This window comes from Streptomyces sp. HUAS TT11 (assembly GCF_051553595.1).
GTDB lineage: Bacteria > Actinomycetota > Actinomycetes > Streptomycetales > Streptomycetaceae > Streptomyces.
In genome coordinates this window covers 7,104,215-7,125,510 of the sequence record NZ_CP196184.1, presented here as the reverse complement: position 1 = coordinate 7,125,510, position 21,296 = coordinate 7,104,215, and the positions used below count along the sequence as shown (strand labels likewise).

The 21,296-nt window shown below is 72.3% G+C and carries 22 protein-coding genes; 10 read left to right on the top strand and 12 right to left on the bottom strand.

All coding sequences use genetic code 11. The annotated features are described in order from the left end of the window. The first annotated feature begins 51 nt into the window (after positions 1-51). Entirely contained in the window at positions 52-654 is a 603-nt protein-coding gene (locus ACSHXN_RS31835) for a hypothetical protein (RefSeq protein WP_438304584.1), read from the top strand. Between the two features lie 76 nt (positions 655-730). Continuing rightward, entirely contained in the window at positions 731-1,459 is a 729-nt protein-coding gene (locus ACSHXN_RS31830) for a 3-keto-5-aminohexanoate cleavage protein (protein WP_356291212.1), read from the top strand. A gap of 44 nt (positions 1,460-1,503) precedes the next feature. Here ACSHXN_RS31830 and soxR read toward each other — a convergent pair whose 3' ends face one another. Further along, the gene (soxR, locus tag ACSHXN_RS31825; protein ID WP_355132546.1) at positions 1,504-2,010 is read right to left on the bottom strand and encodes a redox-sensitive transcriptional activator SoxR; all 507 of its coding nucleotides are present in this window, start codon (positions 2,008-2,010) and stop codon (positions 1,504-1,506) included. Positions 2,011-2,120: 110 nt separating this feature from the next. Between soxR and ACSHXN_RS31820 the strand changes: the two genes are divergently transcribed. Beyond that, the gene (locus ACSHXN_RS31820; protein ID WP_355132545.1) at positions 2,121-2,582 is read left to right on the top strand and encodes a MaoC family dehydratase; all 462 of its coding nucleotides are present in this window, start codon (positions 2,121-2,123) and stop codon (positions 2,580-2,582) included. Here ACSHXN_RS31820 and ACSHXN_RS31815 read toward each other — a convergent pair. The 3 genes from ACSHXN_RS31815 to ACSHXN_RS31805 form a co-directional block, all read right to left on the bottom strand. Next, positions 2,573-3,220, bottom strand: coding sequence for a TetR/AcrR family transcriptional regulator (locus tag ACSHXN_RS31815; RefSeq protein WP_355132544.1), 648 nt, complete (start codon positions 3,218-3,220; stop codon positions 2,573-2,575). The two genes, ACSHXN_RS31820 and ACSHXN_RS31815, sit on opposite strands and share 10 nt — an antisense overlap. Positions 3,221-3,310: 90 nt before the next feature. Then, positions 3,311-3,598 carry a YiaA/YiaB family inner membrane protein gene (locus tag ACSHXN_RS31810; protein ID WP_331267868.1) on the bottom strand — a complete coding sequence of 96 codons (288 nt, stop codon included), beginning with the start codon at positions 3,596-3,598 and terminating at the stop codon, positions 3,311-3,313. A gap of 60 nt (positions 3,599-3,658) precedes the next feature. Next, positions 3,659-4,810, bottom strand: coding sequence for an acyl-CoA dehydrogenase family protein (locus ACSHXN_RS31805; protein ID WP_355132543.1), 1,152 nt, complete (start codon positions 4,808-4,810; stop codon positions 3,659-3,661). 87 nt (positions 4,811-4,897) lie between these two features. Between ACSHXN_RS31805 and ACSHXN_RS31800 the strand changes: the two genes are divergently transcribed. From ACSHXN_RS31800 to ACSHXN_RS31790, 3 genes are all read left to right on the top strand, one after another. Next, positions 4,898-5,548 (top strand): TetR/AcrR family transcriptional regulator, encoded by a 651-nt coding sequence (locus tag ACSHXN_RS31800; RefSeq protein WP_355132542.1) that lies wholly within the window; start codon positions 4,898-4,900, stop codon positions 5,546-5,548. 56 nt (positions 5,549-5,604) lie between these two features. Beyond that, entirely contained in the window at positions 5,605-6,321 is a 717-nt protein-coding gene (locus tag ACSHXN_RS31795; protein WP_438304580.1) for an ArsR/SmtB family transcription factor, read from the top strand. Between the two features lie 66 nt (positions 6,322-6,387). Then, complete coding sequence (locus ACSHXN_RS31790; protein WP_355132635.1) at positions 6,388-7,314, top strand: DMT family transporter; 927 nt, start codon at positions 6,388-6,390, stop codon at positions 7,312-7,314. Here the strand turns inward: ACSHXN_RS31790 and ACSHXN_RS31785 are convergent. The 5 genes from ACSHXN_RS31785 to ACSHXN_RS31765 form a co-directional block, all read right to left on the bottom strand. Continuing rightward, positions 7,311-8,393, bottom strand: coding sequence for a Zn-dependent alcohol dehydrogenase (locus ACSHXN_RS31785; RefSeq protein ID WP_356110651.1), 1,083 nt, complete (start codon positions 8,391-8,393; stop codon positions 7,311-7,313). The two genes, ACSHXN_RS31790 and ACSHXN_RS31785, sit on opposite strands and share 4 nt — an antisense overlap. 5 nt (positions 8,394-8,398) lie before the next feature. After that, complete coding sequence (locus ACSHXN_RS31780; protein ID WP_356110653.1) at positions 8,399-9,796, bottom strand: aldehyde dehydrogenase family protein; 1,398 nt, start codon at positions 9,794-9,796, stop codon at positions 8,399-8,401. 166 nt (positions 9,797-9,962) lie between these two features. Further along, the gene (locus tag ACSHXN_RS31775; protein ID WP_438304577.1) at positions 9,963-12,203 is read right to left on the bottom strand and encodes a molybdopterin oxidoreductase family protein; all 2,241 of its coding nucleotides are present in this window, start codon (positions 12,201-12,203) and stop codon (positions 9,963-9,965) included. A gap of 141 nt (positions 12,204-12,344) precedes the next feature. Beyond that, entirely contained in the window at positions 12,345-12,965 is a 621-nt protein-coding gene (locus ACSHXN_RS31770; RefSeq protein ID WP_355132537.1) for a TetR/AcrR family transcriptional regulator, read from the bottom strand. 79 nt (positions 12,966-13,044) lie between these two features. Then, positions 13,045-13,566 carry a hypothetical protein gene (locus tag ACSHXN_RS31765; protein WP_355132536.1) on the bottom strand — a complete coding sequence of 174 codons (522 nt, stop codon included), beginning with the start codon at positions 13,564-13,566 and terminating at the stop codon, positions 13,045-13,047. Positions 13,567-13,748: 182 nt separating this feature from the next. Between ACSHXN_RS31765 and hmgA the strand changes: the two genes are divergently transcribed. Genes hmgA through ACSHXN_RS31750 form a run of 3 tightly spaced genes read left to right on the top strand, consistent with a single transcriptional unit; the run spans position 13,749 to position 17,029 of the window. Further along, a complete protein-coding gene (hmgA, locus tag ACSHXN_RS31760; RefSeq protein ID WP_355132535.1) occupies positions 13,749-15,065 on the top strand; it encodes a homogentisate 1,2-dioxygenase in 1,317 nt (438 codons plus the stop codon). A 26-nt stretch (positions 15,066-15,091) separates the two neighbouring features. Then, complete coding sequence (locus ACSHXN_RS31755; RefSeq protein WP_355132534.1) at positions 15,092-15,841, top strand: GntR family transcriptional regulator; 750 nt, start codon at positions 15,092-15,094, stop codon at positions 15,839-15,841. A 12-nt stretch (positions 15,842-15,853) separates the two neighbouring features. Then, positions 15,854-17,029: a type ISP restriction/modification enzyme gene (locus ACSHXN_RS31750; protein ID WP_438304573.1), complete on the top strand. Its 1,176-nt coding sequence runs from the start codon at positions 15,854-15,856 to the stop codon at positions 17,027-17,029. Positions 17,030-17,620: 591 nt separating this feature from the next. Here the strand turns inward: ACSHXN_RS31750 and ACSHXN_RS31745 are convergent. The 3 genes from ACSHXN_RS31745 to ACSHXN_RS31735 form a co-directional block, all read right to left on the bottom strand. Further along, a complete protein-coding gene (locus tag ACSHXN_RS31745) occupies positions 17,621-17,887 on the bottom strand; it encodes a hypothetical protein (RefSeq protein WP_355132532.1) in 267 nt (88 codons plus the stop codon). Positions 17,888-18,002: 115 nt separating this feature from the next. After that, positions 18,003-18,824, bottom strand: coding sequence for an anti-sigma factor (locus tag ACSHXN_RS31740; protein ID WP_438304571.1), 822 nt, complete (start codon positions 18,822-18,824; stop codon positions 18,003-18,005). Between the two features lie 88 nt (positions 18,825-18,912). Next, a complete protein-coding gene (locus ACSHXN_RS31735; protein WP_355132530.1) occupies positions 18,913-19,455 on the bottom strand; it encodes a sigma-70 family RNA polymerase sigma factor in 543 nt (180 codons plus the stop codon). A gap of 207 nt (positions 19,456-19,662) precedes the next feature. On the opposite strand from ACSHXN_RS31735, the gene ACSHXN_RS31730 reads away from it, so the two are divergent. After that, entirely contained in the window at positions 19,663-21,192 is a 1,530-nt protein-coding gene (locus ACSHXN_RS31730) for a DUF4331 domain-containing protein (RefSeq protein ID WP_355132529.1), read from the top strand. The last annotated feature ends 104 nt before the right edge of the window (positions 21,193-21,296 follow it).

Below are 21,296 nucleotides of genomic sequence, written 5' to 3'. Positions count from 1 at the left end.
GACGCCGAAGTGACCGGAGTACAGGTGCAGGTGTGACGGAGGTGCAGGGCGATGGCCGGTTTCAGGAGTCTGGCGAGACAGGTTCGCGATCCGAGGTGCGATCTGGCACTACGCCGCTACTCACTGCGCAAGTGCCTTGAGAAGTTCGCCCCCTACGGGCATCGGGCGACCTGGGACCATCTCTGCTCCCGGGCCGGGTTCGGCCCCGAGGACCGTTCTCCCGACCCGGCGCGGCTCGTGGCCGCACTGGAGGAGCTGGAGGAGGCCCGCTCGGTCTGGCTCGCCTACGAGGCCGAGTTCACGGAACGCCGCAGGAGGGAGAAGCACGACGGACTGCGCAGGCCCGGCAGTGTGGACGACTGGCACCGGCTGACCTGGGGCGGTTTCGGCGTCGCCTGGTGCGACGATCCGCGGGTCCACCCCCGTGAACCACTCGCCGAGGTACTGCGCCGGCTCATCGCCTCGCTGGAGCGTGAGCCGGGCTCGGCCTGCCCGGTCTGCGCCGGTGCGCGACTCGTATGGACGTACGACCTGGCCCACGAGCCTTCGTCGGGTCCGGTCTGCACGGACTGCGGTGTCGTCGTACCGAGGCCCCTGCTGACGACCGAAGCCCTGGCCGAGTCCAGGCGCGCGCGACTGCTCGTGTCGGCGTGACGCGTGAGCGTGGGGGCGCGGGGGTGCGCCGATGCCGCACCCCCCGCTGTCAGCGGCATACGGCACCATCGACGACATGGTGCAGGTCTGTCTGAACGGAGCCCGGGCAGCGGGTGACGGCGCGGCCGTCCCCTTGTCGCCGGCGGCACTGGCCGAAGCGGCGGCGGCCGCCGTGGCGGCCGGGGCCTCGGACGTCCATGTCCATCCCAGGACGCCCTGCGGCCAGGACACGTTGTCGGCGAGGGTGGTCGCGGCGACGCTCGAAGCGATACGGGCACGCGTCGCCGTCCCCGTGGGCGTGACCACCGGCGCTTGGACCGAGCCCGACCCGGACGCGCGGGTGGCGCGCATCCGCTCGTGGACGGTGCTGCCCGACCACGCCTCGGTCAACTGGCACGAGCCGGGCGCCGAGGAGGTCGCGGTGGCACTGATCGAGCGAGGCGTCGGGGTGGAGGCGGGCCTGTGGTCCGGCACCGACGGCGCGGCGCTTTTCGCCGCGTCCCGGCTGGGTCCGAGCGTGCTGCGGGTGCTCGCGGAAGTCACGGACCCCTCCCCGGACACCGCCGAGGACACCGCCCACGCCCTCCTCCTGGGCCTCGGGCCGGCCCACGGCCGCCCCGTGCTGCTGCACGGCGAGGACGGCGGAGCCTGGCCGGTGCTGCGTCTCGCCGCCCGCCTCGGCCTCGCGACCCGCATCGGCCTGGAGGACACACTGCTCCTGCCGGACGGTCGACCCGCGCGGTCCAACGCCGAGTTGGTCACGCAGGGACTGGCCCAGTACGGGCGGTATCGGCGCCGCTCCTGAGAAGTGGCGTACGGCCCTGCACCCGCCGGCCGAAGGCCCGCCGGTCAGCGGCAGGCCTCCGGCTCCTCCCCCTGTCCGCGCCGCTGCCGGGCGGTGCCGCGTTCGACCATCAGACGCGAGCCGGAGTGCCGTTCGCCGAAGACGTCGTCCGGGTTGGACAGGACACACGTCTCCAGGGAGAGGCAGCCGCAGCCGATGCAGTCGGTGAGGTGGTCGCGGAGCCGGCTCAGCTGGCTGATGCGCTCGTCGAGTTCCGAGCGCCAGGCCCGGGAGAGCCTGGCCCAGTCCTCGCGGGTGGGAGTGCGTTCCTCGGGCAGTTCGGCGAGGGCGTCGCGGATGGTGGCCAGGGGGATGCCGACGCGCTGGGCGGCGCGCACGAAGGCGACGCGGCGCAGTGCGTCGCGCTGATAGCGCCGCTGGTTGCCCGCTGTGCGGCGGCTGCTGATCAGGCCCTTGGACTCGTAGAAGTGCAGGGCGGAGACGGCGGCGCCGCTGCGCGCGGCCAGCTGGCCGACGGTCAGCTCGTGGATCTTCTCGGGGATCTGGGGCACCCCTCAGACCCTACCCACGGTCGCGCAGCCGGGTCCGTTGACATGACTACGGGAGCCGACCATGCTAAGCAGTTGCTTAGAGTGACTTCGTGAGGCGAGAGGCCGGGAACATGGCAGAACCGAGGACCTTCACGTCCGCCGACGAGCTGAAGGCGGCGGTGGGCGAGCAACTGGGTTACACCGACTGGCTGGAGGTCGACCAGAAGCGGATCGATCTGTTCGCGGACGCCACGGGCGACCACCAGTGGATCCATGTCGACCCCGAGAAGGCGGCCGCGGGCCCCTTCGGGACGACCATCGCGCACGGCTATCTCACCCTGTCGCTGCTCCCCCTCTTCGGGCCCCAGCTGATCGGCGTCGAGGGCGTGAAGATGGGGGTGAACTACGGGACGAACAAGGTCCGCTTCCCCGCCCCCGTCCCGGTCGGGTCGCGACTGCGCGCCACCGCGACGATCAGCGGTGTGGAGGACGTGCCCGGCGGGATCCAGGTGGCGATCGCCTTCACCGTGGAGCGCGAGGGCGGCGACAAGCCGGTGTGCGTGGCGGAGTCGGTGTCGCGCTACTACCTCTGAGCCCGGGGGGACCGGGCCCCGGCCCCCACCATCCGCAGGACGAGGTCGGCGTAGCGCGCGCCGACCTCGTCGGGGGTGCGCGGCCCCTCGACGTTGAACCAGCGGGCGACGTCGATGCAGAGCGAGAGCACGGCGAGCGTGGTGGCCCAGACGTCGAGCACGTCGAACTCGCCGGAGGCCACACCCTCTTCGATGATGCCGCGCACCTCGGCGTCGCACTGGCGGCGCAGCGCGACGATCTCCGCGCGGGCCTCCGGGCCGAGCGCGTCGAGTTCGTACTGCACCACCCGGGCGGTGGTGCGCCGCCCGGCGTGCCAGCGGACGAAGGAGCTCACGGCGTCGGCGAGCCGCTCCGCCGCGCTGCCCTCACGCCGGGCCGCCGTGCGCAGGATCTCGAGGGCCTTCTCGTGCCCGATCCGGCTGATGCGGTGAAGCAGTTCTTCCTTGGTCTTGTAGTGGATGTAGAGCGCGGCGGGGCTCATGCCGGCGCGTCCCGCGATGTCACGTGTCGTGGTGGCGTGGTAGCCGCGCTCGGCGAAGGCCTCGACCGCGGCGACCAGCAGTCGCCGGGCCGCGTCCGGCGTCACCTCGACCCACGGCTCGGCCTCGCCGCCGGCCGTCTCCTCCGCCGCACTCATCGCTCGCCCCTTCCGATGGCAGGACGAACACCATACCCCCGAAGCTGAGCGGTCGCTTAGTCTCCCCGCTCAGCGGCCGTGCTCCGCGGCTCAGAGCTTCTCGAAGGGGTCGTGCTCGGCGAGCAGCTTCTCCAGCCGCGCCTGGTCGACACGGCTGACGAGCTGACCGGCCTCCTGCCGGTCCCGGATCACCTTGGCCAGGGTGAAGGCGGAGGTGACCAGATACAGGACGGCGATGCCCAGGAAGGCCCGCACCCAGGCATCGGCGTTCAGCCTGGCGATGCCGATGGCCGTCGCCGCCATGGCGACGGCGAAGGACGCGACGGCCTGACCGTAGAAGGCGGCCGTGTTCTGCTGCTTGACCGGAGTCTCACTCATGCGGACCAGGATCGGCGGACGTGGCACGCGTCACATCCGCCGACGTACTCAGACCGGTACTCAGAAGGCCGAAACACCCGTCAGCGCCCGCCCGATGACCAGCTTCTGAATCTGGCTGGTGCCCTCGTAGAGGGTCATCACCCGGGCGTCACGCAGGAGCTTGCCCGCCGGGTACTCGTCGATGTAGCCGTAGCCGCCGAAGACCTGGAGGGCGTTGTTGGCGGCCCGTACGGCCGCCTCGGAGGCGAAGAGCTTGGCCTTGGAGGACTCCACGGCGAAGGGCAGACCCCGGTCGATCAGATCGGCGACCCGCCAGGTGAGCAGCCGCGCCGCGTCCACGTCGACGGCGATGTCGCTGATGAGCTCCTGGACGAGCTGATGGTGGGCGATGGTCCTGCCGAACTGCTCCCGCTCGGTGGAGTGGCGCACGGCGGCGTCCAGGGCGGCCCTGGCTATGCCGACGCAGCCCGCCGCGACCGACATGCGCCCCTTGGCGAGCGCCGACATGGCGACGGAGAAGCCCTTGCCCTCGGGTGCCAGCATCGCGGAGGCGGGCACCCGGACGTCCTCGAGGACCAGCTCGGCCGTGGCCTGGCCGCGCAGCCCGAGCTTGCCGTGGATGGTGCGGCGGGTCAGCCCCGGCGTCGCGGTCGGCACGAGGAAGGCGGAGACACCCTTGTGGCCGGGGGCGTCCGTGGAGCGGGCGAACAGCAGCACGACGTCGGCCCAGGTGCCGTTCGTGATGAACATCTTGCTGCCGTTGATCACGTAGTCGCCGCCGTCGCGCACCGCTCTCGTGGCGAGGTTGCCCGCGTCCGAACCGGTGCCCGGCTCGGTGAGCCCGAAGCAGCCGACGTACGCGCCGGAGGTGAGTCCCGGCAGCCACCGCCGCTTCTGCTCCTCGCTCCCCCACGCGGCGATCGTCTTGGCGACGAGCCCCAGCGAGACGGACACGATCCCGCGCACGGAGGAGTCGCCACGGCCCAGCTCCTCGGTCACCAGGCAGTACGCGAGATGGTCGCCGCCGGACCCGCCGTACTCCTCGTCGACGGTGAGGCCGAGGAAGCCCACCTCGCCCAGCTTCTTCACGATCGACCGGTCGACCTCCTCGGCCCGGTCCCAGGCGACCGCATGGGGAGCGATCTCACGCTTCACGAAGTCCTCTGCCAGCCGCCGGACGGCGACCTGCTCCTCGCTGAGCTCCAGGTTCACGGCGCGTCACTCCAAGGGAAGGTCCGGAAGATCATCGAATGCCAGCCATTTAAATTAGCACTGCTAGTTTCGAGTCGCAGCCCTACTATGTGCGCCATGGCCCGACCCCACAAGCCCCTCCTCAGCTCCGAACGCATCGTCGCCACGGCGCGGGCGCTGGTGGACTCGGAGGGCCTCGCGGCCGTCTCCACCCGACGGCTCGCCGCGGAACTCGGGGTCAGCGGGCCCTCGCTGTACAACCACTTCCGCACGAAGGACCAGATCCTGGAGGCGGTGGCGGACTCGGTCAGCGCCCAGGTCGACCTGTCGATGTTCGAGGACGGCCGGGACTGGCGGACGGCGCTGCACGACTGGGCGGTCTCCTACCGGGCGGCGCTGCGCGACCACCCCAACATCGTGCCGGTCCTCGCGCACGGCCCGGGCCGCCGGCCGGCCGCGCTGCGCCTTGCGGACGCCGTCTACGGCGCGATGGTGGACGCCGGCTGGCCGCCCGCGCAGGCCACCTCCATCGGGGCCCTGATGCGCTATTTCGTGATGGGCTCCGCACTCGGCTCGTTCGCCGGCGGATTCGTCGACGACCGGGCGGCGTACGACCCGGCCGACTACCCCCACCTCGGCCAGGCCCACCTCCTCGCCGAACAGCAGGGGCGGATCGACGAACGGGCCTTCGAGACCGGTCTGACGGCGCTGCTGGACGGGCTGGAGCGGCAGTACGAGCGGTCCACTCGTCCGGCGTGACCGGGTCTGCCGTCCTTCGGCGGGCGCCGAAGTGTCCATGTCCCATGCTGGAGGACATGGAGCGTGGCAAGGACACGAAGGCGGGCGGCCTCGCCGGGTTCGCCGCCCTGATCGCCGACGAGACACGGGCCGCATGCCTGCTGGCCCTGCTCGACGGTCGGGCCTGGACCGCCGGCGAGCTGGCGCGGCATGCGGGGGTGGCCCCGTCGACGCTGAGCGAGCACTTGGGCAAGCTCGTCGCGGGCGGCCTGCTGGCGGAGGAACGGCAGGGCCGGCACCGCTATGTGCGACTGGCCGACGCACGGCTCGCCCACCTGGTGGAGGACCTGGCCGCGCAGGTCGCGCCGGACACCGTGGCCGGGCGCCCGCGTACCCTGCGGGAGGCGAGCGCCGGTTCCGCGATGGCACGGGGCCGCACCTGCTACGACCATCTCGCCGGCCGGCTGGGGACCGCCGTGACCGATGCGCTGACGGCCCGTGGGCTGCTGCGCCAGGACACCGGGTTCGCGCTCACGGACGCCGGCTTGGTGTGGTTCGACACCGCCGGTATCGGTCTCGACCGCCGGGGCCGGCGGCCGCTGGTCCGCGCCTGCCTCGACTGGACCGAGCGCCGCCCCCACCTCGCGGGCGTGGCGGGCGCGGCCCTGTGCCGGCACGCCCTGGACGCCGGCTGGTGCGTGCGCATCGGCTCCGAGCGGGCGGTGCGGGTCACGACCGCGGGCGAGCGGGCGCTGTCCGAACTGCTGGACATCGACGCCGAGTCGCTGCGCTGAGCCGCAGTGCCCCGTCCGAAATCCGCGAGCACCCGCCGTCCGCCCCCGCTTAGCCTCTGGAGCATGATGAACGCCTCCCCCTCCCGTCTCGCCGCAGGCGCGGCCACGGTCACCGTGGTGCTGTGGGCCTCCGCCTTCGTCTCGATCCGCAGTGCCGGAGCCGCGTACACCCCCGGTGCGCTGGCGCTCGGGCGACTGCTGGCCGGAGCTCTGGCGCTGGGGGCCATCTGTCTCGTACGGCGTGAGGGACTTCCGCCGCGCTCCGCCTGGCGCGGCACGGCGATATCCGGCGTGCTGTGGTTCGGGGTGTACATGGTCGTCCTCAACTGGGGCGAACGGCAGGTGGACGCCGGTACGGCCGCACTGGTCGTCAACGTCGGGCCCATCCTGATCGCGCTGCTCGGGTCACGGCTGCTGGGCGACGCCATGCCGCCACGGCTGCTCGCGGGCATGTTGGTGTCGTTCGCGGGTGCGGTGACCGTGGGGCTGTCGATGTCGGGGGACGGCGGCTCGTCGGTGCTCGGGGTGGTGCTGTGCCTGCTCGCCGCCATGGCCTACGCAGCCGGTGTCGTCGCGCAGAAGCCCGCGCTGGGCTCGGCGAGCCCGCTGCAGGTGACCACGTGGGGGTGCCTGGTGGGTGCGCTGATGTGTCTGCCGTTCGCCGGGCAACTGGTGCACGACGCGGCCGACGCCCCGGTCTCCGCGACGCTCAACATGGTCTACCTGGGCGTCTTCCCGACCGCACTCGCCTTCACGACCTGGGCCTACGCCCTGGCCCGTACGACGGCGAGCCGTATGGGTGCGACGACGTACGCCGTGCCCGCGCTGGTCGTCCTGATGTCCTGGCTCTTCCTCGGCGAGGTGCCGGGGCTGCTGACGCTCGCGGGCGGGGCGTTGTGCCTGGCCGGCGTGGCGGTCTCCCGGTCGCGCCCTCGGCGGACGGCACCGGCCGCGGCCGGCACGCCCGAGCAGGTCACGGCGGCCGAGTCCTAGAACACCACCAGCGCGCGGCCTCCCCTGCCCGCCAGCATGTTCTCGAACGCCGCCGGGATCCCCTCGAGCGTGATCCGCTCGGTCACCAGCGCGCCCAGGTCCAGGCGCCCGGTCCGCGCGTGCTCCGCCAGGACCGGCAGGTCGGCGGCCGGGTCGCAGTTGCCGTAGACACAGCCCGCCAGGGTGCGGCCCCAGTGGAAGATCTCCAGGGCGTTGAAGGTGACCTGCTGGTCCTTGCCCCCGATGCCGACGACCGTGGTGCGGCCACCGCGGCGCGTGGAGTCCCAGGCCGCACGGATGGTGGCCGCGCGGCCCACGCACTCCACCGCCACGTCCACACCCTGTTTGTCCGTGAGTCCGCGGATCTCGCGGTGAGTGGTGTCGGAGGCGAGCACGAAGTCGGTGGCGCCCGCGTGCCGGGCCAGTTCCTCCTTCGCGGGGGACACGTCCACCGCGACGATCCGCTCCGCCCCCGCGATCCGCGCCGACTGCAGCGCCGCGAGGCCCACGCCTCCCACACCGAAGACCGCCACCGTCTCCCCCGGCCGCACCTTCGCCGCGTGGTGCACGGCGCCGTACCCCGTGAGCACGGCGCAGCCCAGCAGGGCGGCGTCGGCGAGCGGCACACCGTCGGGCACCGGCAGCACACAGGGCGCCGCCACCACCGTCTCCTCCGCGAACGCGGCCACGTTGAGGCCCGGGTACAGGTCCGTGCCGTCGTCGCCACGGCGGGCGTGGACGTCGCCGGAGCCGTTCAGGGCGTTGGCGCAGAGCCACACCTCCCCGAGCACACAGGCATGGCAGGTCCCGCAGGAGGGGGCCCAGTTGAGGACCACGCCGTCGCCCGGAGCGACATGGGTGACCCCGTCCCCCACCGACACCACGGTGCCCGCGCCCTCGTGTCCGAGCACCGCGGGCACCGGCACCCGCATGGTGCCGTCGGACAGGGACAGATCGGAGTGGCAGACCCCGGCGGCGGCCAGCCGGACCCGGACCCGGCCGGGCCCCGGCTCGGGCAGCTCGATGCCGGTGACCTCCAGCGGGGCACCGACGGCGGGCAGGACAGCGGCACGGACCATCTGGCTCAGCGCTCCTGGAACTGGAGGGACTTGGTCTGAAGGTATTCGGCGAGCCCGTGCGCGCCCAGTTCGCGGCCCACCCCGGACTGCTTGTAACCGCCGAAGGGCGCAAGGGGGTTGAAGCGTCCGCCGTTGATGTCGACCTGACCGGTCTCCAGCCGCCGCGCGAACGCGGCGGCCTCGGCGTCGTCGCCCGCCCAGACGGCACCGGCGAGTCCGTACACGGTGCCGTTGGCGATACGCACGGCGTCCTCCTCGTCCTCGTAGCGCAGGACGCAGAGCACCGGACCGAAGATCTCCTCCTGGGCGATCGCCATCTCCGGACCGACGTCGGCGAAGACCGTCGGCCGGACGAAATAGCCGCGCTCGCGCGGGGATTCGGGGCCGCCCGCGATCAGTCGCGCGCCCTCCTCGATGCCCTGGTGGATGTAACTCCGCACCCGCGCCTGCTGCTTGGCGTTCACCACCGGGCCGATGCGGTCCCCGTACTTCGCCGCGGCCGCGGCGGCGAGCTCCAGCGCCTCCTCGTACTGCTCCCGGTGCACCAGCATCCTCGTCCAGGCGCTGCACGTCTGGCCGGAGTTGGCCATGACGTTGGCCACGCCGACGTTCACGGCCCTGGCGAGGTCCGCGCTCGGCAGGATGACGTTCGCGGACTTGCCGCCCAGTTCCAGCGCGACCTTCTTGACCGCCGCCCCCGCCGTCGCGCCGATCTGCCGGCCGACCGCGGTGGAGCCGGTGAAGGAGACCAGGTCGACGCCCTCGTGCGCGGCGAGCGCCTGGCCCGCGACCGGACCCCGACCGGTGACGAGGTTGAACACCCCGGCCGGCAGGCCCGCCTCGTGGACGGCCTCGGCGAAGATCTGGGCGGTCAGCGGGGTGTCCTCGGCGGGCTTGAGGACGACCGTGCAGCCCGCGGCCAGGGCGGGGGCCACCTTGGCGACGATCTGGTGCAGGGGGTAGTTCCAGGGTGTGATGGCGCCCACGACCCCGATCGGCTCCTGGTGGACGGTGGAGTTGCCGACCTGCTCCTCGAAGGCGTGCGTCGCGGCGAGTTCGGCGTACGAGCCGGCGACCAGGATCGGCATGCCCACATGGACGCTCCGCGCGAACGGCAGTGGTGCGCCGAGCTCGGCGGTGACGGTCTCGGCGATCTCGTCCTTGCGGGCCACGAGGACGTCACGGAGGGCGAGGAGCCGGGCGGCGCGCTCGGCGGGCGGGGTTGCCGACCAGGCCGGGAAGGCGGCACGGGCGGCACGCACGGCGGCGTCGACGTCATCGGCGGTCCCGGCCGGCACCTGGGCGAGGACCTCCTCGTCGACCGGGTTCACCACCTCGATGACGTCCGGTCCGGCGGCGGGACGCCAGGCGCCGTCGATGTACATGCCGTCATGTGCCTTCATCGTGTTTCCTCCCGGGCCGGGCAGCCTCGTCCGGCCCCAAACTAGCGCCGTTAGTTTTGGTGCGCCAGAGGCCTCCCGGCACATGGCCGCGGAGCCCGGGGCGACGGTCTCACGGCCGGGCCGGGAGATGCCGGACGTGGTGCGGGCGGCCGTGCGAACACCCGGGTCAGCTCGGTGTGTCGAGCGGCGCGAGCTCGACGGGCACACCGTTGAGCACCGCGTTGCCCGACAGGGGGTCGAGCAGGCTGCCGTCGAGAAGCTGGTTGACGTTGACGCCCGGGTCGAGGGAGGCGTGGCTCATCCGGGTGCCGGGCCGGTCGTGGCCCCAGCCGTGCGGCAGGCTGACCACCCCGGGCCGGATGCCCTCGGTGAACTCGACGGGCGCGGTGACCGCCCCGCCCGCCCCCTTCACCCGCACCCGGGCGCCGTCGACGAGCCCGAGCCGCTCGGCGTCCGCGGGGTGGATGTGCAGGGTGCACCGGTTGGACCCGCCGGTGAGCGCGGGCACGTTGTGCAGCCAGCTGTTGTTGGACCGCAGATGCCGCCGCCCCACGAGCACCAGCCCGTCAGCGCGCTCCCCCAGGGCCCGCTTCAGGCGTGGAAGATCGTCCGCGATCGGCCGCGGCAGCAGTTCTACCTTGCCGCTCACCGTCTTCAGCGGCTGCGGCAGGCGCGATCGGAGCGGTCCGAGATCGATGCCGTGCGGGTGGGCGAGCAGCCTCTCCAGGCTGAGCCCGTCGGTCCGGGCGCCGAATCCGTCGCCGTAGGGACCGAGGCGCAGCATCATGTCGAGCCGGCGCTCGGGGCCGTTGTCACCGGTGAGCAGAGCCGCGAGCTCGCGCGGGTCGCGGCCGTGGACCGGCGAGTGGGCCTCGGTGACCGCCTTGCCGAGGGTCTGGTCGACGACCATGGCGTCGACGGCTTCCGGGCCGGCGCCGTGCATTCCGGTGGCGGCGAGCACCAGCCGCGCGAGGATCTCGGTCTCCGCCATGCGGTCCGGCTCCAGGGGAACGGCGGCACGCGTGTAGCGGACCTGGTTGCGCACGGCGAGGGTGTTGAACGCGAAGTCGAAGTGCGGCGCCCGGGAGGGCGGAGGCGGCGGCAGGAGCACATGCGCGTGGCGCGAGGTCTCGTTGAGGTACGGGTCGACTGCGACCATGAAGTCGAGCGCACCGAGCGCCTTGTCGAGGCGGTCGCCGTCCGGCGCGGAGAGCACCGGGTTGGCGGCGACGGCGATGACGGCGCGGACGGGACTGCCGTCGTCGGTGGCGGTGTCGATCTCCTCCGCGAGTGCGGAGATCGGCAGCTCCCCCTTGGCCTCCGGGTGCCGGCTCACCCTCGAGTGCCAGCGTCCGAGCGCGAACCCGCGGCCGGGCCCGGCGGGCCGGGACGTCCTGTCGGTGGCCGACAGCGGGAAGAGCGCACCGCCGGGACGGTCGAGATTGCCGGTGAGGACGTTGAGCACGTCGACCAGCCAGCTGGCCAGGGTGCCGTGCGGAACGGTGCAGCTGCCGATGCGTCCGTAGACGGCGGCGGTGGGTGCGGCGGCCAGTTCGCGGGCGAGCGTACGGATGGTGTCCGCCCCGACGTCGCACGCCCCGGCGGCGGCCTCGGGCGTGACGTCCCGTACGGCCGCGGCGACGTCGTCGACACCCTGCACGTACGGGGCGAGGTCCCCCAGGTCGACGAGGTCCTCCTCGAAGAGGACGTGGGCCATCGCGGCGAGGAGCAGCGCGTCGGTGCCGGGCCGGACGGCGACGTGCCGGTCGGCGAGCCGGGAGGTCCGGGTGCGGCGGGGGTCGATCACGGTGAGCGTGCCGCCCCGCGCCCTGAGCGCCTTCAGCTTGCCGGGGAAGTCGGGGGCGGTGCACAGACTCCCGTTGGACTCCAGGGGGTTGGCGCCGATCAGCAGCAGGTGGTCCGTGCGGTCGAGATCGGGCACGGGGACGGCGTTCGCGTCCCCGTAGAGCAGCCCGCTGGACACGTGTTTGGGCATCTGGTCCAGCGTGGAGGCGGTGAAGAGGCTGCGGGTGCGCAGACCGGCGAGCAGGACGGTCGGGTAGAGGGCACCGGCCATCGTGTGCACGTTCGGGTTGCCGAGGACGACACCGACGGCGTGCGGCCCGTACCGCTCGACGACCGGCCGCAGCCCCGCGGCCACGGCGTCGAAGGCCTCGTCCCAGGTCGCCTCGCGCAGCTCCCCGCCACGCCGCACCAAGGGCGTGCGGAGCCGGTCAGGATCGGAGTCCGCGGCCCCGAAGGAGGCGCCCTTCGGGCAGATGAACCCCCGGCTGAACACGTCGTCGCGGTCACCCCTTGCACCGGTGACACGGGTGCCCTCGACGGTGAGCGTCAGTCCGCAGGTGGCCTCGCAGAGGGGACAGATACGCAGGGCGGTGCGGGACACGGTTCCTCCCGGAGGGGTGGCGGCGGTGGCGCACGAACGGGGCCGAGCATACCGACCGGTATGGACGGAGGGGAGAGGCGGACCGGGCACGGGTCGCCGCCTCCGTGACGCCCCGGCGGCCGGCCCGCTCCCGCGGACCGCCTAGTCGAGCACTCTGCCGAGATAGGCCCGCAGCAACTGCCGTGTCTCCTCGATGATCTTCTCGTCGCCCTCCGGGGCCACCCGGAAGGCGAGATGGACCAGGGTGTCGGCGGTTTCCACGGCTATCAGGACACTGCGCCGCAGGTCCTCGTCCGGTGCACGGCCGAGGTACGCCGAGAGCAGGTCCGCCAGCCGGTCGGCGACACGGTGGTTGGGCTCCGCGTACCGCGAACCGACCGGGATCTGGTTGCCGAAGTCGACGAGTGAGAAGCCGGGGGCCGTCCGCTTCATGTCCAGGTACTCGTCGAGCACCGCGTCCATCGCCGAGCGCCAGTCCCCTTCGCCCTCCGCGCCGGCGAGGCGGCCGGTGACGCGCTCGGTGTAACGCTCGAGATTGCGTTCCGCGAGGGCGTCGGCCATCGCCCGCTTGTTGCCGAAGAAGCGGTACACGGAACCGATGGGCACACCCGCGCGCAGCGCCACCGCCCGGGTGCTCAGATCGTCGTAGCCCACCTCGTCCAGGAGTTCGGCGCAGGCGTCGAGGATTCTGGTCAGTCGTTCGGCGCTGCGGCGTTGGACGGGCGCGCGGCGCAGCGATGTCGCTCGGGGCACGGGCTTCATAATGCCTCTCCGCCAGGGGCCGGTGAACCTCGCCCGTCCTTACGGAAATCGGTGGGTCCCGCACTCATCGACCCCGCCGTCACTCCTCCCGAGGGCCCGCCGTCCCCGACCGGGAGGCGGTGATGTCCGCGGTGCTCTCCACGGGCTTGCCGTGCACGGCCCACACGGTCTGGTCGTCCGCGTACAGCCGTGCCGTCACCTGGTGGGTGCCGCGCGGGACGAGCCGCGCGGAGAGGTGGTAGTCGGCGGCCCTCAGCCGGGTGAGCGGGTGCCCGTCGAGGTAGAGCCGGACGACACCGCGGCCGGCCACGGCCACCGGACGCGTGCCGCCGGGCGAGAAGCGGAAGTTGTGGACGGTCAGCCGTACGTCCCAGTCGTCGCCGGGATCGGGCCGGACCTGGATCCCCACCCGGGGCGCGCTCTTCCCGTCGACCTCACGGTAGTGCCGCCCCTCCTCGTCCGTGTCGTCCAGCACCTTGCCCACCGGCGAGACGGTCACCCCGTTCCCCTGCTCGCGCGCGTCGCCCGATCCGCAGCCGGCCGAGCCGCCGAGCAGGGCACCCACCGCGAGCGCTGCGAGGAGTCCGCGCGTCCACGACATGGCCGCGAGCGTATGGCACGCGTCCGGCGATGGAATCCCCCTCAAGGCTGGTTCTTCCACCCTGGCGACCGGCCCGCCCGCGGTCCGCCACCGCAGGGGTCCGCAGCCCTGTGCGTTCCCCTTGCGCGACCGACCCCTGAATCCTACGGTGATACATAGGAATCAGTGACGAGGGAGCGGTGATGAGCGGGGACGCGAGGAAGACCGCGGAGGGGTTGTCGTATCTCTCCGGTTTCGGCAACGAGCACAGCTCGGAGGCGGTCCCGGGCGCGTTGCCCGAAGGCCGCAACTCCCCGCAGCGTGCACCGCTCGGGCTGTACGCGGAGCAGCTCAGCGGTACGGCGTTCACCGAGCCGAGGGCGCACAACCGGCGCTCGTGGCTGTACCGCATCCGCCCGTCGGCCGCCCACCCGGCGTTCGGCCGCGCGGACAACGGCCTGGTCCGTTCGGCGCCGTTCACGGAGACGGTGCCCGACCCCAATCGGCTGCGCTGGAACCCGCTGCCCGAGCCCGCTCCCGGGACGGACTTCCTCGCGGGCCTGTGGACGCTCGGCGGCAACGGCGACGCCACTCAGCGCACCGGCATGGCCGTGCACGTGTACCACGCCAACGCCTCCATGCACCGGGTCTTCGGCGACGCCGACGGCGAGCTGCTGATCGTGCCGGAGCGCGGCGGGCTGCTGCTGCGCACGGAGTTCGGGCTGCTGCATGTGGAACCAGGCGAGGTGGCGCTGATTCCGCGTGGCGTCCGCTTCCGCGTGGAGCTGCTCGACGACTCCGCCCGCGGTTATGTCTGCGAGAACTACGGGGCGCCCTTCCGCCTTCCCGACCTCGGGCCGATCGGCGCCAACGGCCTCGCCAACGCCCGGGACTTCCGGGCGCCGGTCGCCGCGTACGAGGACGTCGAGGGCCCGGTCGAGGTCGTCAACAAGTTCTGCGGCAACCTGTGGTCGGCGATGTACGACCATTCGCCGCTGGACGTCGTCGCCTGGCACGGAAACCATGTGCCGTACGTCTACGACCTGCGCCGCTTCAATGTGATCGGCACCATCAGCTACGACCACCCGGACCCGTCGATCTTCACCGTGCTGACCTCGCCGAGCGACACCCCCGGCCTGGCCGGCGTCGACTTCGTGGTCTTCGCGCCGCGCTGGCTGGTGGGTGAGGACACCTTCCGGCCCCCCTACTTCCACCGGAACGTGATGAGCGAGTACATGGGTCTCGTCGAGGGCGCCTACGACGCGAAGGCGGAGGGTTTTGTGCCCGGCGGGGGCTCGCTGCACAACATGATGTCGGCGCACGGTCCCGACCGGGACACGTTCGACAAGGCGAGCACCGCCGAACTCGCGCCCCGGAAGGTCGACGACGGGCTGGCGTTCATGTTCGAGACCCGCTGGCCGGTGACCCTCACGCCGCACGCGGCCCGCGCCGACCACCTGCAACGCGGCTACGACGACGTCTGGCAGGCCCTCGAACGTCACTTCCGCCCGTTGCACTGAGCGCCGACGACCGGTACGGATAGCCCGTGACCTCCTTCGCTCCGGATTCGATCGTCCTGAACCGCAAGCTCCCGCTGTGGTATCAGGTGTCGCAGTCGCTGCGCGCCTCGATACTCGGCCGTTCACCGCGGGACCCGCTGCGCCTGCCCACCGAGGAGCAGTTGGCGGGGCACTACGGGGTGAGCGTGCTCACCATGCGGCAGGCGCTGAAGGAGCTGGAGGACGAAGGTCTGATCACACGCCACCGCCGGCGCGGCACGTTCATCGAACCCAGCGCGAGAAGGGGTGCGCCGGTGCGGCTGCTGGGTTCGGTGGACGCCATCGTGGCCCAGCAGTCCGGGATGAGGACCGAACTGCTGGACCACGGCAGGACCCCCGTCCCGGCGGAGATCGCCGACCACTTCCCGGATCTCACCGAGGTGGCGACGTACCACCGGCTGCGCAGCGACGAGAAGACCGGCGAGCCGACCAACCACGCCCGCAACTACGTCCGTCCCGAACTGGCCGAGCGCATCGACCGCGAGGACCTGGTGCGGTGGCCGATGACCAAAGTGCTGCGGGACGTGGTGGGTGTGGACATCAGCCGCATCACGGACACCGTGGAGGCCCGGCTCGCCGATCCGGAGACGTCCCGGCTGCTCGAAGTCCCCCTGCTCAGCCCCATCCTGCACTACACGGGCATCACCTTCGACGGCGCCGGGCGGCCGCTCGACGTGGCGGTGATCCACTACCGGGGGGACCGGTTCTCCTTCACGGTCACCCTCGAGGCCACCTGACCACGTCGTACGATGCCCAGCGTGACGCACGACGACGCTCCGCTGCTCGCGGACCTCATGCCGTGGTCCGTCGCACCCCTGCGGCCGGGCCGTGCCTGGCCGTCGGCACCCGACGCGGCCTCGCTGAAGGCGCGGTGGGAGGCCTTGGTGAAGGCCGAAGGGCCCGACCGGGAGGCGCTGTTCGAGCCGACGCGCTCGCGCACGCTGCACTCCGCGGTCGGACAACTGCCGGGCCGGGCCGGCGGCACCGGGAAGCTGGTGCGCGCCCCGGGCCCCTGCCCGGAGCCCGTCCGGGTACTGCATGCGCCGTTCGACGAGCAATGGCTCATCCCCGACCACCGGCTGATCGACGCGGCCCGCCCGGAGATGTGGCGGGTCGCGGACGGGCATCAGATCTTCGCCGTGGAGACGGCGGCCGCGTCCGACTCCCCCGGCTGGCTCCTGCTCGCGACCTCCCTGCCGCCCGTACTCCGGGCCGGCCGCGTCCGGCCGCTGTACCGACGCCCCGGCGGTGCCGAACCCAACCTGGCTCCCGGCCTGCTGGCACATCTCGGCGCCCGTCTGGGCCTGTCCCCGACCCCGGTGGACATGCTCGCCTGGATCATGGCGACGGTACGTCCCGGGCCCGACGGGCCGGCCGTCCCCCTCACCGAGGACCCCGAACTCTGGTCCCGCGGCGTCGAGCTGGGCCACCGCGCCCTCTGGCTGATGCGCCGCGACGGCGAGCGCCCGAAGCTCCCCGGCGGCCGCCGGCCCTATGTCCGCGCCCCGCTGCCCGCTCGCCCCCTGGCACTGCACTACGACCGCGACGAGGAGAGCCTGCACCTCGACGAGGGACGCATCGCTCCGGTACCGCCCGAGGCGTGGGACTTCGAGGTGGGCGGGGTCCGTGTCCTCGAGCAGTGGTTCACGGCCCGGACCGCGGGGGCCCGGCCGGGCACGCTGGAGGCGATCCGCCCGGCCACCTGGCCGCAGGTCTGGACGTCCGAACTGCTGGAACTCGTCACGGTCCTCACGCTCCTCGCGGAGCTGCGACCGCGACAGACCGTACCGGAGGTGGCCGCGCCTCTCACGGCCACCGGACTGCGCACGGCGGGGGTGCTGCCGGCGCCGGCTGCGACGCGGCGGCCCGCGTCGGTGCTCGACCACCACGAGGAGGGGCCCGAGGGCCAGTTCGTGCTGCTCTAGCCCTGAGCCTCGACGCCGTCGGCCACCCGCTCCGACACTCTTTCGAAGACCGCCTCAAGGGCGATCGGCCCGGCGTCCTCCGCGAAGGCGGCCGCCGACGAGGACTGCGCTCCTCGGCGTGATCGCCGCGCGCCCGTGGTGCACGGCGGCACTGCCCGGCGCGCACCCTGACGGCGCACGCCCTCATCGCCTTCGACGCGGGCGCACGGTCGCGAGTGCTCGGCGCGGGGCCGGACGCGCCCGCCGGGTGTGAGGCCGTGCAGGCGGGCTCCAGGGAGCACGGGACCGCGTGGGCCCGTCCGGGGACTGCCGGGGCGGTGGCGGACCGTCCACAGCTGGCGGCCGGTGAGCGCTGGACGGTGGGGAGGCCCGTCGAACGCTCAGGACACGCTGCCGTCGATCACGCTGCCGGGCGGGAACGAGGCACGGATGGGGAATGTGCCCGCGCTCGGGGAGCACACCGGGGCGCTGCCGCGTGCCGTGGGGATGACGGACGACGATATCGCGGTGCGGCACCGGAACGGTGCGACGGCCTGAGCGCGGGCCCTTGCCGGGCGCCCGCATCGCGGGCGCCCTGAAGAACGCCGGAGTTCAGCGCCCGCCGAACAGCGAACGACGCAGTCGGCGCAGCGGCGCGAACAGGGAGACCTTGCTCACCCGCTTCCCCCTGGCACTACGCTCGTGCGTGGAGTCGCGTGCGGTCAGCTCGCGCATCAGTGAGGTGGCCTCGGCCGTCTCACGCTGCGGAACGGCAGGTCCCGCCAGCACCGAGAGATGGCGGTCGAGACGCGAACTGGTCGCACTGCTCCCGCAGGTGATCGCAGGGACCCTGGCCCTGCGCACTGTTATCTGTTCCATGTCACTCCCCACCCGTACGAGTCCACCCGGCCCGGGCAGACTAACCCTATCGCTCCCAGGCGGCACTCGTGTATCGCGGGCAAAGGATTCACCTTCCCTACAAGGAGGTTGACGACTACTGTCCGAAACCGACTGAATGCAGGGCGAGTTGGACAACTGGCTGGCTGGTGGGCTGCGGTGAGCCCCCGTCCGGTTCGACGGTCACGGCGAGTGAGGTCGCCGTCCTGTCGAGACCGCTCGCGACCAAGGGCGTGTCGCCGTCGAAGAGCCCGAGGGAGCGCGGTCGCGCATGGGGGCGCATAAGCCAGAGTTGATGCACACGCCCACCGGGCAACGCGTCGAGCCCGCTCAGAGTCACGACCGCGCGCCCCTCGGATGCGGAGGCGATCACTCCGATGCCCCGCCCCCCGGTGCCCGCATCACTGCCCGCACGGGCGTCCGGGGCGGCGAGAACGTGGGCGATCTCACGTGCCTGGGCCCGCTGGGCGTCGAGCTTGTCCTGCGTCTGCGCGGCCTGCACACCGAAGAGCGCCGCGACGACGAGGGCCGCCGCGGCCGTGGCGGTGGCCAGGGGGGCGAACAAGGGGTGCAGCCGGGGCGCGCGCAGGCGCGCGGGCGGCGGTTCGGTGCCCCACACGTGCGGCGGCAGACGCGGAGCCCGCGACCGCGCCTCGTCCCGGCCGGGCGCCGGGTCCTGAGGGGTGTTCCGCACGGCGGTGAGAACACGGTCGCGCAGTGCGGGCGGGGCCACGGACGTCGTGGTCCAGGCGAGGCGGACGGCGTCCTGGGACAGTGCCCGTACTTCCGCGGCGCACTGCCCGCAGCCGGCGAGGTGCCGCTCGAACCGCCGCCGTTCCTCGGAGTCGAGGGCGTCGAGCGCGTAGGGGGCGGCGAGCGAGTGCAGATCGCCCGGGCGCAGCCGGGAGAAAAGGCTCATGCGGCGCCTCCCCCGACCGTGCGGAGCACGCGGTCCGACGGCGGCACCGCACGGAAGGGCCGAGCCCCGGGCAGGCCATACAGGACGCTCATGCGACTCCTCCCAGGCATTCGCGCAGCCGCGTGAGTCCGTCGCGCATCCGCGTCTTGACCGTGCCGAGCGGTAGTGCCAGCCGCTCGGCCACCTCACGGTACGTGTAACCGTCGTAGTAGGCGAGCGTGACGGACTGGCGTTGCAGGGCGGTGAGCCGGTCCAGACAGCGGCGCACCCATTCGCGCTCGAGACCCGCCTCCACCTCCTCGGCGACCTGGTCGAAGGCAGGGTGGTGGGCGCGCCGCGCCTCGCGCTGCTCGCGCTCGCCGGCCGCGCGGGCACTGCGCACCCGGTCAACGGCACGCCGGTGCGCGAGGGTGAGGATCCACGACAGGGCGCTGCCGCGTCCGGGGTCGAACCGCGGCGCGGAACGCCACAGTTCGAGCAGCACCTCCTGGGCCACCTCCTCCGACTGCGCCGGGTCCCGCACCACCCGGCGCACCAGGCCGAACACCGGTCCCGACACCACTGCGTACAGATCCTCGAAGGCCTTCTGGTCACCCCTGGCCACGAGCACCAGAAGTTCGTCCGCCTCCACCCGTAACCCCCCTCCCCGCCGCCGTCCACGGCCGGCTCGCTCCACTGTGGCATTCGCTGCGCTCACGCCCTCGGATGGGATACGGATCAGAGGGCCCGAAACGCGGGTCGAGCAGGCGCGAAAACATTTTCCGCCTTCGACCAATCCGCCTCGGCGGCAGTTCCGAATCCCGGTGCGTCAGGCAAGTTGGCACTGAGGACGGACGGCATGACAGCTAACGCGAGGAGCGGCTCGGGGCGCAGGAGTATCGCGACCCTCATCTGTGGTGCGCTGGCCGCCGGGGGGCTCGCAGCCGCCGGCGCGACCGCGCTGCAACCGGGAGCGGCCTCCGCCTCCTCCCACCGGGAGGCCCCGCTGATCTCGGGGCAGCCGCAGTACGACAACACGGACCTGTACGCGTTCGTGAGCCCCGACAAGCCGGACACGACGACGGTCATCGCGAACTTCGTCCCGTTCGAGGAGCCGGCGGGCGGGCCCAACTTCTACACGTTCGCGGACGACGCCCAGTACGACATCCACGTCGACAACAACGGTGACGCACAGGGCGAACTGCTCTTCCGCTACACCTTCAGGACGCACACGAAGAACAAGAACACCTTCCTGTACAACACGGGGCCCGTCACCGCTCTCGACGACCCGGACCTGAACATCACCCAGACCTACGACATCGACCTGCTCAAGCTGCACAACCAGAAACTGGTCTCCCGTACGAAGATCGCGGACGATGTCCCGGTGGCCCCGTCGAACGTCGGCAAGGCGTCGATGCCCGACTACGGCACGCTGCGCGGCCAGGCCGTCCACAGGCTCGCGAGCGGTGCGACCACGTTCGCCGGTCAGGCCGACGACCCGTTCTTCGCCGATCTGCGCGTCTTCGACCTGCTGTACGGCGGCAACCTCTCGGAGGTCGGCAACGACACCCTCAAGGGGTACAACGTCAACTCCCTCGCGCTGCAGGTGCCGAACGACTACCTCCGTGCCTCGGCGCAGCAGCCGGTCGTCGGCATCTGGTCGACGGTCCAGCGCAAGGACGCGCACGGGGACTGGACGCAGGTCTCACGACTCGGCAACCCCCTTGTCAACGAGGTGGTCAACCCGCAGAAGGACAAGGACACGTTCAACGCGTCCGCCCCGTGGAACGACGGGCAGTTCCTGAAGAACGTGACCGACCCGGAACTCCCCGAGCTCATCGAGGGGATCTACAAGATCAAGGCCCCGGCCGAGCCGCGCAGCGACCTGGTGGACGTCTTCCTCAAGGGTGTGAAGGGCCTCAACCAGCCGCCGCACGTGCGTCCGGCGGAGGAGCTGAGGCTCAACACCTCGATCAAGCCGGCCGCCGCCCCGAAGCGGCTCGGTGTGCTCGACGGCGACAACGCGGGATTCCCGAACGGGCGCCGGCTCACCGACGACGTGATCGACGAGGCGCTCCAGGTCGTCGAGGGTGAACTGGTCGGTTCCAAGAACGACCTGGGTGACGCGGTCGACGCCAACGACAAGGAGTTCGGCCACTCCTTCCCGTATCTGGCCGAACCCACCTCGGGTTCACGCGGCCCGCTGGCCAAGGGGAGCGGCACCGACGTGCGCAACCAACTGGGCGGCGGACTCCAGCCGGCCGGTGCGAGCGGCACCGACACCACGCTGATCGCGAGTTCGGCTGCGGCGGCCGTCGCCGGGGTGCTGCTGATCGGCACCGCGGTCTTCTGGTGGCGCCGGCGCGCCTCCCGCTACCGGGCGTACTGAAGCCCCACCCACCCGGCGGGGCCGTCCCGACGGCTCCGCCCCCTCGACCGGCGCGGCCCGTACACCGTCCATCCCCCACGGCGCGGGCCGCGTCGCCCCCCGAC